Origin of the sequence: Paenibacillus sp. FSL E2-0178, from assembly GCF_038593005.1 — a bacterium.
Classification (GTDB): domain Bacteria; phylum Bacillota; class Bacilli; order Paenibacillales; family Paenibacillaceae; genus Paenibacillus_AQ; species Paenibacillus_AQ phytohabitans.
This window is the reverse complement of record NZ_CP151953.1, coordinates 8,274,918-8,290,627: the sequence shown is the minus strand read 5'-3', so window position 1 is coordinate 8,290,627 and position 15,710 is coordinate 8,274,918. Positions and strand designations below refer to the sequence as shown.

Below are 15,710 nucleotides of genomic sequence, written 5' to 3'. Positions count from 1 at the left end.
TGCCGGGCGGGTATGCATGATGGCTAATTATAGTGGTGCTTAGGCTAAGCCTTACAAATCCGGATGCTCATGTTTGGCTTTGAGACGGCTCCAGCGGCGCTGTACCTCATTCTCGAAGCTGCGCAGCGCAGGCTCGTTCTCCGGCTTCAGCAGATGGCGGGTTTTGCCCATAGTCTTCAGCCAGGCGGAGACTTCGATCCGTTTCTCCTTGTCTTCCGGGTTATACGTGATGTTGGTCATGCCCTGCTCTACTTCATAGAGCGGGAAGAAGCAGGACTCAACAGCCAGGGAGACGATATCTGTACCGTCTTTGTCTTCACTCATCCAGTTAAGCGGACAGGCGATCAGAATCTTGCCATAGACGAGACCTTCATTCTGAGCATACCACTGGGCCTTCGCAGCCTTCTTCAGCAGATCCTGCGGGTAAGCTTCACAGCCGGTGAAGACATAAGGAATATTGGTCGCAGCCATAATCTGCGCAGTATCCTTATGCTGGGTCAGCTTACCCTGCTGGGTTTTGCCGATGCTCGAAGTCGAAGTACGGTGTCCGAGCGGTGTGGAATAGGACTGCTGTGCACCAGTATTCATGTAACCTTCGTTATCGTATTCCACGATGATCATCTTGTGGCCGCGCAGTGCAGCGCCGATCGCCGGACCCATACCAATGTCCATACCGCCGTCACCCGTTACCATAACGAAGGTGAAGTCATCCTGCAGGCCCAGGCCGTCCAGCTCGCCGCGGCGTTTGCGTTCCCAGAACATTTCGACCACGCCGGACAGCGTAGCTGCACCGTTCTGGAAGAGATTGTGGATGAACGTTGATTTATGTGACGAATAAGGATAGCCGGTAGTTGTAACCATGGCACAGCCGGTGTGATACAGCGCTACGATATCCCCTTCAATCCCTTTGAAGAACAGCTCCAGGCCGGAGAAAATACCACAGCCCGGACATGCGCCATGTCCCGGAGACAGACGTCTTGGCTTCTTCATCAGAGAGCGGATCGGCGGAATCTTCACGGCCAGCTTACCTGTTTCTTCATTCTTGTTCACCGTAATCAGGCCGGTCTTCAACAGATCAAAGTTCATCGGCTTCAGCAGGCGCTTCGGCGCATTCTCCGGCGCTCCCGGATTGTGGCCGTAGTAATCAAACGGCACTTCTACGCGGTCTGCTACCACTGCATCCATTGCGAGCTGGAAGAAATGATGGCCGTCTTCAGCATAGAAGTCTTTACCGCCCAGCCCGTAGATACGGCTGATTACCTTAGTGGTCGTGTTGCCGTATGTGAACAGTGCAGCCTTGATTTCGTTAACCATGTTGCCGCCGTGTCCGCCGACGGAATCCGCACGGTCACCGACAGTGATGGCTTTGACATTCTTCAGCGCTTCAGCAATCTGCTTCTGCGGGAACGGGCGGATCATGTTCGGGGAGATGGCACCCGCTTTGATTCCTTGCAGACGCAGCTGGTCGACCACATCCTTGATAATCTCCGAAGCGGAGTTCATCAGGAATACGGCCACATCCGCATCCTCCATCCGGTACTGCTCAATCACCCCATAATGGCGGCCTGTCAGCACAGCGAATTCCGCTGCGATCTCTTCAAACACTTCACCAGCATTGTACATGGCTACCGACTGCTGATAACGGTTGTTGATATAATCCGGTTCGTTCATATAAGGACCTACAGTAACAGGGTTATTGCGGTCCAGCGTATCGGTGAAGCCAACTGGCGGCTGCTCGCCTACGAACTTGTGAACATCCTCGCGGTGGGCAAAAGCCTGCACACGGCGCTTCTGGTGGGACGTGAAATAACCGTCAGAAGCAACCATTACCGGAAGGCGGACCTTGGCATGCTCCGCAAGCTTCAATGCCATCAGGTTCATATCATATACGGACTGCGGATCACGGCACATCAGGATCGGCCAGCCGGTGTTAAGGGCGAAATACAAATCGGAATGGTCACCGTGAATATTCAGCGGGCCTGAGATCGAACGGCAGATCAGGTTCATGACCATAGGCATCCGCGTACCTGCTTGTACAGGCAGCTGCTCCAGCATGAACATATACCCTTGCGCGCTGGTAGCATTGAACACGCGGCCGCCTGCTGTCGAAGCGCCATAACAGATCCCTGCGGAGCTGTGCTCGCCGTCGGAAGGCACCAGCATAATATCATGCTGTCCGCTGGCTTTCATGGTATCCAGGAACTGGGCAACCTCCGTCGACGGGGAGATCGGGAAATACCCCATAACATGATAGTTAATCTGATGGGCGGCATAAGCAGCCATTTCATTGCCGGATTCATATAGGAATTTCTGCTCCACTTTGGCGGAGCCTACTTCTTTTTCATAATCAATAGCCACAATTCATTCCACCTTTCTTCCGAAATTTAGACTTGAGTAACCAGATCAAACGTATGCTTCACGGTATGGCTGTCCGCATAGCCTTCCTTCTCCCGGGTGCTGGAGAGCGCCGAGGTCGGGCAGGCGCCGATGCATTTCAGGCAGCCTTTGCAATATTGATAGTCAATGCCGAGCAGGAACATCTGCGAACGGCCCTTACGGTCCAGCCGCTCTTCCCAGACGAAGCATTGATCCGGACATACCGTGTCACACTGTGCGCAATTGATACAGGACTCATTCTCATAGACCGGAAGCATACCGGAACGGGAGATGCTGAGGTTCTTCAGGAAACTGCCGCCCGGGTTCGTGATGGTGCCGCCTATCGGCTGAGTCTCGTAGCCGAGAGCGGAAATATCGGAGCGGACATACACCGGCATGCTATCGCCGGCAGCGAGCTCGAAATGCATGAATTTCACTTCATTATAACCACGGTCAAAGGTCGTAATGGCCGACTGGACCGCCTGCGGATATTTCTTGCCGAGCGATTTCTCAATAACGCCCTTCATAATATCGGTATCCAGGAACGGACAGAGCCGGAACAGCGCGCCTAGCATCGCCATGTTCACCCGGTTCTTCTCTTTCAGTGCGATGCTGGTGGCATCGATTACTGCAATCGTACCGGCCTTCATCTTCAGCAGTTCTTTGAGTTCTTCCGGCGTCTTGGCCGAGTTCACAAGAACGGTACTGTGTTCATGAATTCCGCTGGTTACGTTAACGGTCTTGGCAAGCGCTTCGTGAAAAACACCGACAACATGCGGACGCTCTACCGGGGAGGTATCACGGATATGAGTGTCCATATCGCAGAAACGGATATGAGCTTTAACCGCCGACCCCTTCTTCTCCGAACCATACGATGAAAAACTGACGCCATTGAGTCCTGCGCCGACTACACCCGCTTCCGCGAGCATTTTACCGGCAAGGTTCGCTCCCAGGCCCCCAATAGATTCGAGACGAATCTCAAAGAAGCCGAGCTCATTTACTTTTGGCAATTGTACCACCGACATAACCCCTTTCTTAGTGTCAAGAAGAATAACATCCTTTTGACTTTTTCAACGATTGTAACTTGAAATTGCAAGCCGCGAAGTGACATATCTTGCATTATCCACGCTTTGGGAATCACAATTCTTTATGGATTTCAATGGATTTCTTTATACGCGACAGCGCGGCGTTACTTCAATAGAAGGTAATCTGCCATAAAAACGACAAATTGTGAAAATTGTGTGTAATTCCGCGTTTTCCCAAGGATGATGTGGAACCAATGTCACCCTTAATTTAGCAATAAAATTAAAAATTAAGATGTTAAATTTATCACAGAAATCATGATATATGTCACAGGCGCCCATTATGAAAAAAAACGAAACCCGTGATCAGAGATCACCCGGATTTCGTCTTTGGATCATATCAAGAATAAAAACGCCTAGTAAGTCCACCAGTTGCCGGACATCACGATCATGGAGAACAGCTTGATGCTGTCTTCATAATAATCCTCTGCCGCGCTGCCTGACGTATGGCTCCAGAGTGAATTCAGCCAGCTCTGGTTCCCTGATGAGGTCATTGCGCTTACACCGAACGGAGCATAGAATGCGCCGCTGTTGTAGCTGCCAAAGGTGGTTCCGTTCAGCTTGTAGCCGTCTTTGATATTGCCCGGAGTACTGCTTACCTTGGTCTTGATCCAGCTGTTCAGCTGATTCAGCTGGGACAAGGCGCGGTTATCGCCTGTGAGCAAATAATCGGTGGTAATCCGCCATGGTGTGCGGCATGAGTTGTAGTTATAATTGCCGTCGTTGGCATCCTCCAGGAAATTCGCTGCGGCCGGTTTATAGGTGTTACTGGAGTAGACTACGAAATCCGGCAGCAGGCCGGTGGTAGAGCTATAACCGGTATAGAGGCTGTTAATAATCGTATAGGTCTTATCCGTTACATTCTGCCAGCGCGCATCCCCGGTAGCGGACTGGAAGGCCTTCAGATGGCTGAGCATGAAATCGGAAGGACGGGTTGCTGTATTATATGAACCGCTGTTCGCCCAGTCCCCCAGGCGGATGGTCCACTGGGTCTGATTGATCTCATTATCCATGATTGCATTAATGATGCTGGTTGCTGCCTGCAAATAGTTAACTGTTCCCGTGCTTCCCCATTGTCTGTGGGCCAGCAGCAGCGAATACGCAATATCCATATCACCGTCCGTTGCGGAATCCTCGCCTTCGATATTCTGGAAGCTGCTGTTCTGTTTCCAGGACATCAGATAAGGATTGATGGAGCTTGGATGTGCTGTGTAATAATTGTAGAGTCCGTTATAGTACGTCTGCGCATTGGTGTCGTAACCAGCCATCAGGACAGTGAACAGCATGCCGTAGCCATGCGCTTCGGAGACGGTCTCCCCGTCTGAATTATATTTGACATAATATTTGCCTGTCCCGGCCGGTTTGAGATAAGCGCCTTTCCAGGCATCCCATTTGGTCTTAACCGCATTATCCATAACCGTCTGGGTGACATTATTCGGTTTGATGGTTCCGGCCGTATAGGTCGTATGCTGCGGGAACGGTTTGTTCACTGCGGCGAAAGCGGACCCGGCAGGCAGGATAAAGAGCGCCAGACAAAGAAGCATCAGACTTTTCCAGTGCAGCTTGCGTTTCCCTTGCTTATTCATAACGCATTCACTCCTCATGATTTGGTGGATATGGCTTCGAATCCATTGCAATCACAAACGAACTGCCTTAGGAAAAGTTCACCCCCTCACATAGAGTATCCGCCCATCTGTCTGCCGGGCTAAAGTTAAAGCGCTTTAACTTTATCCCCAAAAAAATACCATTCCTGTAAAAATTGTATTTAAGAACATATTTAATATATTATTCCAGAGAGTTCGTGTCAATGAGCATATGGTCCTGCGTATTACGCGTCTATGAAGTTATACGCAGGGGCAGGGGTATGAGCCTGCCTGTCTTTTCCCATTCTGCCCTCGCCCCGGCAAAAAGCCCTCCCGGTCGTGGATTATCCACCAACTGAGAGGGCTAAGTATTAATAAGTCTATGCTTCTGTTGCGATCAGGCTATTCCACATCCGGCATCATATGCTCCGCAATCAGCTGCTGCTTGCGGTTCCACAGCTGCTCGCTGAGATTCACGCGGAATACTTCAGGGTTCAGCTTACGCAGGTACTCCGGCCAGAACAGATCAAGCTGCTCCTGATGGTAGCGGCGGATCTCGTTCAGATCCGGCAGCTGATAGACCTGGAAGCCGTTCACCACAATCGGCTCCAGCATCGGCAGCGCCTCGTAGTGCTCCACATGTTTTCTCATATACGGATGCAGCGGATTGAACAGCTTGAGCCGGACACCGTTACGCGGCGCCTCTTCCCCGGAGAAGCTGATATAATCCGCCAAGGCTTTGCCGTTCTGCCCGATAATGCGGTAAACGGCCTTTTTGCCGGGAGTCGATACCTTCTCGGGATTGGAGGAGATCTTGATCGTTGGAATCATCTCTCCGCTTGGAGATTCAATCTCGACCAGCTTGTAGACTCCGCCGAGAGAAGGCTGATCGGAAGCTGTAATCAGCTGGGTTCCAACCCCCCACGTATCAATAGCCGCACCTTGCGACTTCAAGTTCATGATCGTGTTCTCATCCAGGTCATTGGAGGCAACGATCTTCACATACTGCAGGCCGGCTTCATCAAGCATTTGCCGGGCTTTGCGGGACAGGTAGGCCAAGTCACCGCTGTCGAGCCTGATGCCGTTCATCCGTTTGCCCTGCGCCTCCAGCTTCTTGGCAGTATTTATTGCATTCGGCACACCGCTGCGCAGAGTATCGAAGGTATCGACGAGCAGGGTAACGCCGTCCGGCATTACTCTGGCGTAAGCGTCGAAGGCTTCCTGTTCGCTCGGGAAGCTCTGCACCCAGGAATGGGCATGGGTGCCCTTCGTAGGAATGCCGAACATTTTGCCGGCCAGCATGTTGGAGGTCGCATGGAAGCCCCCCACATACGCTGCCCGGGCTCCCCATACGGCCGCATCTGCTTCCTGCGCACGCCTTGTTCCGAACTCAAGCAGCGTATCATTCGGAGCCACCTGCTTGATCCGGGAAGCCTTGGTCGCGATCAGCGTCTGGTAGTTCATGAAGTTCAGGATGGCTGTCTCCACCAGCTGAGCCTCCATAATCGTGCCTTCCACGCGGATCAGCGGCTCATCCGGGAAGACAAGCGCGCCTTCCTTCATCGAATGAATGCTGCCCTGGAAATGGAACTGCAGCAGCTCCTCCAGAAACGCCGGGGCATAATTCTCCTCCTGCTCCGACAAGTAGCGGATATCATCCTCTGTAAACCGCAGTTCAGCGATATACTGGGCGATCCGCTCCAGGCCTGCAAATACCGCGAACCCGTTGCCGAACGGCAGCTTGCGGAAATAAGCTTCAAACACAGCCCGGCGTTTGTGCGTGCCGTTAACCCAGTGGGCGTACATCATATTAATCTGATATTTGTCTGTATGTAGAGCAAGTTCTCTCCTCAAGTCCTCATCTCCTAATAGTTGCACTGCTGTAGCGGGATCTGCAGTTGCTGTTGTGTTATATAATTTGAACTTTGAAATTAACTTAAAGCTAAAGTGTCACTGCGGTGAACTTTGGACTTCCGGCCGCTGTTGTCCCCAGATTTCTTGATTCCATACTGCTATCCGCAGTGGAAATCCGGTGACAAAGGCGGTCGCTACCGCTCCTACAGTTCCAAATTTCCCCTTCGTTCCTTACAGCTTTTGATATTATCTTCGTTCAATTATATTTTTATCTATGTGGAAGCGACAACCTTCGCTCCGAGGCTGCCCCGGAAATGTCCCAGTGCCCAAGTGTGGCCGTCCGGGTTGAAGCTGGCTACCGCATCCTCGTGAACAATAATGCTGAATCCCAGATTGTACGCATCCACTGCCGTATGCAGCACACAGATATCCGTACATACTCCGATCAGGTGCAGCTCGGTAATGCCGCGTTCACGCACCTTCAGCGCGAGATCCGTGCCGCTAAAAGCGCTGTACCGGGTTTTGTCCATCCAGTAGATGGCTTCATGATTCGCTTCGTATACGGCCTTCAGGCTGCCGTAGAGCTCACGTCCCTGACTGCCCCGCAGATTATGCGGCGGGAATAACTTACTCTCCGGATGATATGGATCATCTGCTTCATGCAAGTCTACAGCCATCACAACATAATCCCCGCTCTGCACGAACTGTTCCGTGAGCTGGCTAACCCTTGGTGCAATGTCGATACCGGGCTGCCCAACCGGCAGACTTCCGTCAATGAAATCATTGGTGAAATCAATTACGATGAGTGCTCTCATAAGCAGACCGCCTCCTAAAAGTGTTGTGAGCTTAAGCTTTCCTGCTGCTTAGGTATAAATCGATAATAAAGGTTCATGGTCCGTGAACATATAGAGCTGTGCCGGACGCTGGGAGTATTGATTGGAGCTGAGCGGATTGCCCGCTTCATCACTTACTTCCTTTAATATACCCTGCCGGCTGCGTGTTGACGTAATTTTACGGATAAAATTCGGTTCTTTGAATTCAGGCACGACCGTCTGGATCACCTGATACAGCTCACTCAGTGTGAAATGGCGCGGCAGAAACTGCCGTGCAATCGTAGTCTGCAGCATTTGCTGCTGAATCCGCAGATAAGCATCGGTAATAATATCATGGTGGTCAAAAGCCAGCTCCAGCTCCTCCAGCGCTTCCTGCAGGGTGAACAGGCCAACCTCACCTGCATCATCAGAGGCCTGACGCTGCTCCAGCATCCACTCCTCGACCAGTGCAAAAAACGCATGGCTGATGATCCAGCCGCGCGGATCGCGCCCCGGCTTGCTGTAGACACCGAGATATTCCAAATGGCCGCCGTCTACGCCGGTCTCTTCCTTCAGCTCGCGGGTAGCCGCATCATAGATCGATTCATCTTCCTGGCAAAAGCCGCCCGGCAAAGCCCACATACCTGCATAGGGCCATTTCTTGCGCCGGATCAGCATAACTTTCAGCTCCCGCAGCGGGAGTGTCTTCGTGACCGTCTTCCGTTCGCGTTTGGTCAGCGTAAACATGACAATATCCGCCGGAACGCCGTCCGGAGTGCGGTATTTTTTGGCGTTATAGGTTTGTTCCACGTTCTCGCTCACTTTAGATCATCCTTTGCCGCAGCTATATTTGCTGTTCGTATCTTTTAATGTACCAAACCTGTCCTCTTAAAATCAACCGCAAGAACGCGCAATATATGAAAAAGGGACGGATTCTCATCCGCCCCGGGGGTATTCAATTAGTCACCGCAAGTGGATGGAGGCGCTTCTGTGCCTGCTTCCACATTGATTTTGTCCGAGACGGTATCCCTGATAACGGAGATAACCAGCTGCAGCAGGTAGTTAATGTCGCTCTGGCTCTGCTGGAACTCATTCACGACCGGAATACTGTCGATTTCATCCTGCAGCACTTCAATTTCCTGTTCAATCTTGGCGACCATCGCCTGATTCTTGAAGCTCTCAAAGGCCACAATCTCCTTCTGCTTCTTCTTAATGGTAGCAATCAGACCCTGCACACGATCGTGATTCAGAATTTTCTGCTCGGCCTGCTGGAAATGCCGGACCTCTTCACTGGTGGAGATGAGTGTAGCCAGCTCCTTCGCTTTGCCCATAATATCCTCTCTTACGATTAAATCACGGGTGTTGTGGGTCTGCATGCCGTATTCATTCAAACGCGCTTCTTCCTGGCTCATTCTTCTCGCCCCATTTCTCTATAATTAGAGGACTGCTGCGGCTTCCGCCAGATAGTCCCCTTTGATGTACCATGTCTTCGTACTGGTAATTCTCACCTGCACCATCGTGCCGATCAGTGACGGCGGGCCTTTGAAATGCACCAGCTTGCTGTCACGGGTACGTCCGGCGAGTACATTGATGTTATTCTTGCTCTCGCCTTCCACCAGCACTAGGGCCAGCTTGCCGAGCATCCGCTCGTTCCCCAGCCGGCTCTGCTCTTTGATCAGATCGTTCAGACGCTGCAGGCGTGCGCTCTTGACCTCTGCCGGAACGTTGTCTTCCATAGCAGCAGCCGGAGTACCTTCACGCGGAGAATAAATGAAGGTATATGCCATATCATACCCTACTTCGCGCACCAGCGACAGTGTCTCCTCGAACTGCGCTTCGGTTTCACCCGGGAAACCGACGATAATATCGGTAGTCAGTACCGCATCCGGCACGCCTGCTTTGATCTTGCGGACCAGCTCCAGATAAGCTTCACGGGTGTACTTGCGGCTCATCCGCTTCAGGACAGCTGTACTTCCCGACTGCACGGGCAGATGGATATGCTCCACCAGATTGCCGCCCTTGCCGAGCACATGAATCAATTTATCGTCAAAATCACGGGGATGCGACGTCATGAAGCGGATACGCGGAATATCGATCCCCCGCATGTCGTCCATCAGGTCCCCGAATGTATAGTCTATGTCGGTAAAATCCTTCCCGTAGGCGTTTACATTCTGCCCCAGCAGCGTAACTTCCTTGAAGCCCTGGCGGGCCAGCTCGCGCACTTCGGCAATGACATCTTCAGGACGCCGGCTGCGCTCCTTGCCCCGTGTGAACGGTACAATGCAGTATGTACAGAACTTGTCACAGCCGTACATAATATTCACCCAGGCGCGCAAACCCTCTCTTTTCTTCGGCAGATTCTCAATAATGTCGCCTTCCTTGGACCAGACCTCGATCACAAGCTCCCTGCTGAACACCGCTTCCTTAATCAGCTCCGGCAACCGGTGGATATTATGCGTACCAAAAATCATATCCACGAAACCATACCGGTTCATGATCCGGTTAACAACGCCTTCTTCCTGGGACATGCAGCCGCAGATCCCGAGCAGCAGCCCCGGCTTCTCCAGCTTGAGCGATTTGAGATGACCCAGCTCTCCGAACACCTTATCTTCCGCATTCTCGCGGATTGCACATGTATTTAATAGAATAAGATCAGCATCTCTGCGGTCATCAGCCGCACGGTAACCCAGTTGCTCCAGCATACCCTTCATCGTTTCGGTGTCATGCTCATTCATTTGGCAGCCGTAGGTGGTGATATGATAGGTTTTGCCTTGGCCGAAATCCTCCATCTCCGGCGGAATCTCGAAATGGTAGAGCACCTCGATCTCTTCCTTGCCGCGGCGCTTGCCTTCCCTGTAATCGGGCTGGCTGTTTATCTGAACGTTTCTTCCTTTTATGCGATAGGTGGTCTTGCCCTCTTGCTCACTTATCACTTTAGCATCGGTAAAATCAAAATACTTGGAGTAATCCTTGCCCTTGGTGGAGTTGAAGTCCGCTGAGTTCCGGTTCTCCTTCGTCATCAGATTTACACTTCCTTTATAAGTAATTCATGAATTCAGATACACCCGCAATCAATACAAAATTATATCACAGATAAGGATAATCTAACCATCTAATCCATTGATCCGATTCAGCCTTTTATATAACAATTCTGGATTTGGGCCGGCAGGATGAGGAAAATGTGCTATGCGAAAAAATTTCCTGAATGACAAAAAAAGCCCGCGACAAGGCAGGGCTTTTCCTGAATCTTACGTTTAATGATGCGGCATAAGCTCTTGGATACTGTACTTCTCCACTCCATTTCCTGTTTGCACCAGAACCTGAATATCCGGCGCATAACGTACCAGCATCTCCCGGCAATTGCCGCGTGGAGGAAGCAGAATCCCTCCTTCGCTTTGCGTTCTCGTAGCAACGATAGTCTCGAATTCCCGTTCCCCAGCCGTAATTGCAGCACCGATGGCAATAAACTCTGCACAGGAGCCATGAATCGAGTACAAGTTGACTCCGGTATAGATTTTACCATTCTTACAGCGCACTGCTGCCCCTACCGTATGACGTTTATTCACTTCATCGAAGTTACGGTCAATTACCTTAATGGATTCCTGGATCAGTTCCAGATCTCTCTGCTCAACCTTCATATGTAATCTCTCAGTCCCTTTTTTCATGTTTTTTTCTCTGTGATATAAACAAACCTGTTAACGTAAGTACAATACCAAATACGGAGGCTCCTGTCATTTTCTCCTGAAGGACAATAACAGAGGTAACTACGGTAATTACGGGAACCATGTAAATGTATATACTCGTTTTTATGGCGCCCAATATTTTAACCGCAGAATTCCACGTTACAAAGCAAAGCGCAGATGCTGCCAACCCCAGAAACAGGATGTTAAACAGATGGGCTGGTGTCAGCAGTTCATTCAGGGTTGGCTTAAATCCGAAAATGAATAAGGACGGAACCATAAATACCAATCCATATAAGAAAATTCTCCGTGTTACCTGAATCGTATTATATTGAAACCCGCTGATTTTCTTCGTCAGAATAGAATAGACGGCCCATACCACTGCAGCCAAAACGGCCAAAATATCCCCCAATGGATTTATATTCAGGCTGCTGCTTCCATGAAAGCTAATGATAAAAATGCCGGTCACTGCGATTAAAAACCCTATAAAAAACCGAATTTTCAATTTCTCTCCGTCTAAAAACCGGTGTGCAAGAATAGCAGTAAAAAACGGAGCAATAGAAATGATAACACCTACATTGGAAACAAGTGTATAGGTTAATGCAATATTTTCAAGCAGATAGTATAGCGTAACGCCACACAAACCCGCTCCGGCAATATATAGCTCGTGCCTGAATTCCTTGACTTTGAGCCTATGAGGACAAGCAAGAAGTAACACAAGAAAACCAATGGCAAACCTCAGAAATAATATTTCAATAGGAGTTAGTACATCTAACAGTATCTTGGTGGATATAAAAGTCGTGCCCCATATAAAAATCGTAATAAATGCAAACAGATGTCCCTGAATTTCTTTGTTTCTATCCATGATAACCCTCTCTATAACCAAAGTCAGCTTTGCGCATCCTTGAAAATGTTCATATACTGTTTTGGTGTCAGCCCTATAAATTTTTTGAAAAAGTTGGAGAAATGGCTTTGGTCGGTAAATCCGGTCTGTATCGCAACATCAATAGGCTTCATACCCTGCTCCAGCATTTTCTTTGCCTTGTCAATCCGGATGGTTTCCAGATAGCTGTAGGGCGATATACCCTTTTGCTTGGTAAAGGAACGGAGCAGGTAGTACTTACTCAGCCCCGTCAAATTGCACAGGTCAGCCAGTGAGATATTATCCATATAATGCTTCTCTAAGAATTCACCGACCGCCTTTACTTCTGCGCTTTGCCCTGTATTCTCCGCCGGCACTGCCTGCTCTGTATAGTCTTCAATCAGCTGCTCCAGTAGGAAGAAAAAGCTCTCCTCTTTTCTAAAGTCTCTTTCTTCCTCCATCAGCATTTGGTGCAGATCCCGGAGTACAGGAACCCATTCGCTGTGAAAAATAACCTGAGGCGTAAAATAGGGCAGATACTCTTTTCCTGTTATATCTAAGACTGCCTTACTCATAATTTCCGGTTGAATATTAATGCAGCGATAATCCAGCGTTCGGCCGTCAATCTGTTCGCAAGCGTGATTATCGCGGGGGTTAAAGAGAAGGAGATCACCCGGCTCTATAGTGTATTCTTTATTTTTGCAGGACAAAAACCGCTGACCTTGTTCGATATATCCAATCACATAATACTCATGAAAATGGTTAGGAAATTTCTGCATGATTCCTTGAAAGTGGTAGGCTTCAACTTTTAATTCAGCGTTGTATTTTACGGTCCGCATTTCCTGTTTCATCATTCGTCTTCCCTTCCTACTTGTTTCATGCTCAGTATACTATAGGTGATGATAGTGTTCTTGTATGATATTGCTCTTCCAATGCTGCAACTTCGGCGTGCCGTGGCCATTCAGGAGTATATCCCGCCGCAAAAAAAACCCGGCCTAAGAGTAAGGCTCCGGGCTTATTCATTAAACTTTGCTTGCCATAACCGGGCTCAGCCCCCAAGCCTATAGATCAGAATCGATGCATTGGAGTTGATCTGTGTTCCTCCAGCTAAGGTCTGCAATGTGACTGCTGCGGCACTGGAATGGTTCCTTAACGTGATTACATCGCCAGTGACTGCAGTGATAATCACCATACCCGGATTAGGCTGGGTTCCCGCTCCTGAACCGTAGACGCTGCCTCCTACAGGAGCACCATTCAGATACAAAGTGAACTGATTCGCTTCAACTGCATTGACAATAAAGATTACCGCATAATCTCCGGAATTCTCCACGTTAATGGCGGCTGTATTAGGGGTATGGCTGAAGCCGACAAGACTCTCATTGCTGTCAAAAGTAACATCCGCTTCGGTAGCGACACTCTGGGCACCTGTGTTGAAAATATAGGCATAGGACGATGACACGCTGCCTGTGGCTCCAGTAGCACCCGCTAATCCCGTCGCACCTGTTCCCCCTGTCAACCCTGTAGCACCCGTGAACCCCGTAGCACCGATAGTCCCCGGCAATCCTGTAGCTCCTGTAGCTCCTGTAGCACCCGTAAACCCTGTAGCACCCGTAGCTCCTGTAGCTCCCGGTAATCCCGTAGCACCCGTGAACCCCGTGGCTCCGGTTGCGCCAGTGATTCCTCCCCCGGTTTCCCCCAGTAACTCCTGGGAAACCAGCCGGTGTGCGGTCACCAGCTGTCCTGCGGCATTTTTGCCCCATACGGACACCTGGGCTTCAGGCTCTGCGATTCCTGTTGTGCTGAACACAAACTCGAATGCGTCCAGATCCGCAAAGTAATCCCTGGTGATCACCTGAAACGGTCCGACACTTAATTCCTCTTGCACATACAAGGTGCGGAATCCAATCAGGCTGTAGCCCAAGATAAGAACATCGAATTCTTCGGTGGTATTGCGTCCGTCAATTTTGACTGTTACCGATTGAGTCGGACGGATGCCTGTGCTGATTACCACATTGTTCTCGATAGGTCCCGTCGATAGAATCGCCATATCCCACTCTCCTTCTTCTGAATTTACAAGGTCCTCCTAATAGCAATATTCGAGAGAAAGGTAAGGGTGTCGGACAATGGCATTATTTCAGGAAATTGGACAGTAGTACAGCGTAATGGGGCTAATCTGCGCAAAAAACACCCGATGCGGATGGACATTAGCGGATAAACACGAGGTTCGCCGCAATTTCCAATACATCGGGTGTTCTGGCTCAAACTATATTAGTTAGTATTCTTAGTATAATGTCTTGGTTGCGTCGGAGGTGAAATGAATGATCTCACCAATTCTGCCAGCCTGCACTTTAGCAGCCCACGCCGGATCGCTGATCAGAGCTCTGCCTACCGCAACAAGATCGAACTCTGCCTTGTCCAGCCGCTCCAGCAGAAGGTCAATATTATCTTCCTGATTCTTCTCGGTTACCGGGCTGGGAAAAGCACTGTCAAGTCCCACAGAGCCTACCGTGATCGTCGGTTTGCCGGTGATCTTCTTCGTCCAGCCTGCCAGATTAAGATCAGACCCTTCGAACTCCGGCTGCCAGAAACGCCGGGTGGAGCAGTGAAAGATATCCACACCCGCATTGCTGAGCGGTGTCAGGAAGCGGGCCAGATCTTCAGGCGTCTCCACAAGTCTGGCGTCATAATGGCCGCCCTTCCACTGCGAGAAGCGGAGCACAATCGGGAAGTCCGGTCCTACCGCACGGCGGCAGGCATCGATCACTTCAACCGCGAAGGTGGTCCGTGCCTCAAGATCACCGCCATATTCATCGGTACGGCGGTTGGTCTTCTCCCAGAAGAACTGGTCGATCAGATAACCGTGGGCCCCGTGTAATTCAATGCCGTCGAAGCCAATGGCCTTGGCATCTTTGGCCGCCTTGGCAAAGGCGCTGACAATCCCCTGAATTTCATTCTTGGTCATCGGCTCGGTAACTTGCTCTCCGGCCAGATTAAGCCCTGAAGGACCGATAGGAAGCGCTGAAGCATTAGGCAATTCACCGATGCTCCGGGCCATACCGACATGCCACAGCTGCGGAATAATCTTGCCTCCGGCAGCATGCACTTCCTTGACTACCTGCGCCCATCCCTCCAGAGAGGCTTCGCCGTGGATATTCGGAATATCCTGGTGGCTGACCGCCGCCGGATGATCGATAGCTGTTCCTTCAGTAATGATCAGACCAACGCCGCCTTCCGCCCGGCGGCGGTAATAAGCCGCTACCTCCGGACTAGCCACGCCTCCTGGAGACTGCACCCGTGTCATCGGTGCCATTACTACACGGTTGGTCAGGGACAGGCCCCCTCCCTCAAAGGGTTCAAACAATTTATCGGTATTCATGATCGGCCTCCATTTCATACTTTGATTACTTTAAGTAAGTATAGTATGACTGTTCTCAGCGGCAAATGCAAATGAATGAGCACCG

13 protein-coding genes are annotated in these 15,710 nt (G+C 50.5%); all 13 read right to left on the bottom strand.

The features are described from left to right. Positions 1-51: 51 nt before the first annotated feature. Complete coding sequence (locus MHI42_RS35840) at positions 52-2,358, bottom strand: thiamine pyrophosphate-dependent enzyme (protein ID WP_171715999.1); 2,307 nt, start codon at positions 2,356-2,358, stop codon at positions 52-54. A 26-nt stretch (positions 2,359-2,384) separates the two neighbouring features. Continuing rightward, positions 2,385-3,395, bottom strand: a complete 1,011-nt coding sequence (locus MHI42_RS35835) for a 2-oxoacid:acceptor oxidoreductase family protein (RefSeq protein WP_042137960.1) — start codon at positions 3,393-3,395, stop codon at positions 2,385-2,387. Positions 3,396-3,814: 419 nt separating this feature from the next. Next, positions 3,815-5,044, bottom strand: a complete 1,230-nt coding sequence (locus MHI42_RS35830; protein ID WP_342422253.1) for a glycosyl hydrolase family 8 — start codon at positions 5,042-5,044, stop codon at positions 3,815-3,817. A gap of 399 nt (positions 5,045-5,443) precedes the next feature. Continuing rightward, entirely contained in the window at positions 5,444-6,895 is a 1,452-nt protein-coding gene (locus tag MHI42_RS35825; protein ID WP_081972130.1) for a nicotinate phosphoribosyltransferase, read from the bottom strand. A gap of 272 nt (positions 6,896-7,167) precedes the next feature. Further along, positions 7,168-7,710 carry an isochorismatase family cysteine hydrolase gene (locus tag MHI42_RS35820; RefSeq protein WP_342422252.1) on the bottom strand — a complete coding sequence of 181 codons (543 nt, stop codon included), beginning with the start codon at positions 7,708-7,710 and terminating at the stop codon, positions 7,168-7,170. 48 nt (positions 7,711-7,758) lie between these two features. Next, entirely contained in the window at positions 7,759-8,529 is a 771-nt protein-coding gene (locus MHI42_RS35815; protein ID WP_039304691.1) for an NUDIX domain-containing protein, read from the bottom strand. Positions 8,530-8,666: 137 nt separating this feature from the next. Then, entirely contained in the window at positions 8,667-9,119 is a 453-nt protein-coding gene (locus tag MHI42_RS35810) for a YlbF family regulator (protein ID WP_039304693.1), read from the bottom strand. Positions 9,120-9,143: 24 nt separating this feature from the next. After that, entirely contained in the window at positions 9,144-10,727 is a 1,584-nt protein-coding gene (gene miaB / locus MHI42_RS35805) for a tRNA (N6-isopentenyl adenosine(37)-C2)-methylthiotransferase MiaB (RefSeq protein ID WP_342422251.1), read from the bottom strand. Positions 10,728-10,961: 234 nt separating this feature from the next. Then, on the bottom strand, positions 10,962-11,372 hold the full coding sequence (locus MHI42_RS35800) for a hypothetical protein (RefSeq protein ID WP_342422250.1): 411 nt from the start codon (positions 11,370-11,372) through the stop codon (positions 10,962-10,964). Further along, the gene (locus MHI42_RS35795) at positions 11,356-12,252 is read right to left on the bottom strand and encodes a DMT family transporter (RefSeq protein ID WP_342422249.1); all 897 of its coding nucleotides are present in this window, start codon (positions 12,250-12,252) and stop codon (positions 11,356-11,358) included. Before MHI42_RS35795 ends, MHI42_RS35800 begins: the two co-directional genes overlap by 17 nt. Positions 12,253-12,275: 23 nt before the next feature. Then, the gene (locus MHI42_RS35790; RefSeq protein ID WP_342424868.1) at positions 12,276-13,100 is read right to left on the bottom strand and encodes an AraC family transcriptional regulator; all 825 of its coding nucleotides are present in this window, start codon (positions 13,098-13,100) and stop codon (positions 12,276-12,278) included. A 197-nt stretch (positions 13,101-13,297) separates the two neighbouring features. Next, positions 13,298-14,296 carry a hypothetical protein gene (locus MHI42_RS35785; protein ID WP_342422248.1) on the bottom strand — a complete coding sequence of 333 codons (999 nt, stop codon included), beginning with the start codon at positions 14,294-14,296 and terminating at the stop codon, positions 13,298-13,300. Positions 14,297-14,530: 234 nt separating this feature from the next. Next, positions 14,531-15,625: an NADH:flavin oxidoreductase gene (locus tag MHI42_RS35780; protein WP_171716007.1), complete on the bottom strand. Its 1,095-nt coding sequence runs from the start codon at positions 15,623-15,625 to the stop codon at positions 14,531-14,533. Between the last annotated feature and the right edge of the window lie 85 nt (positions 15,626-15,710).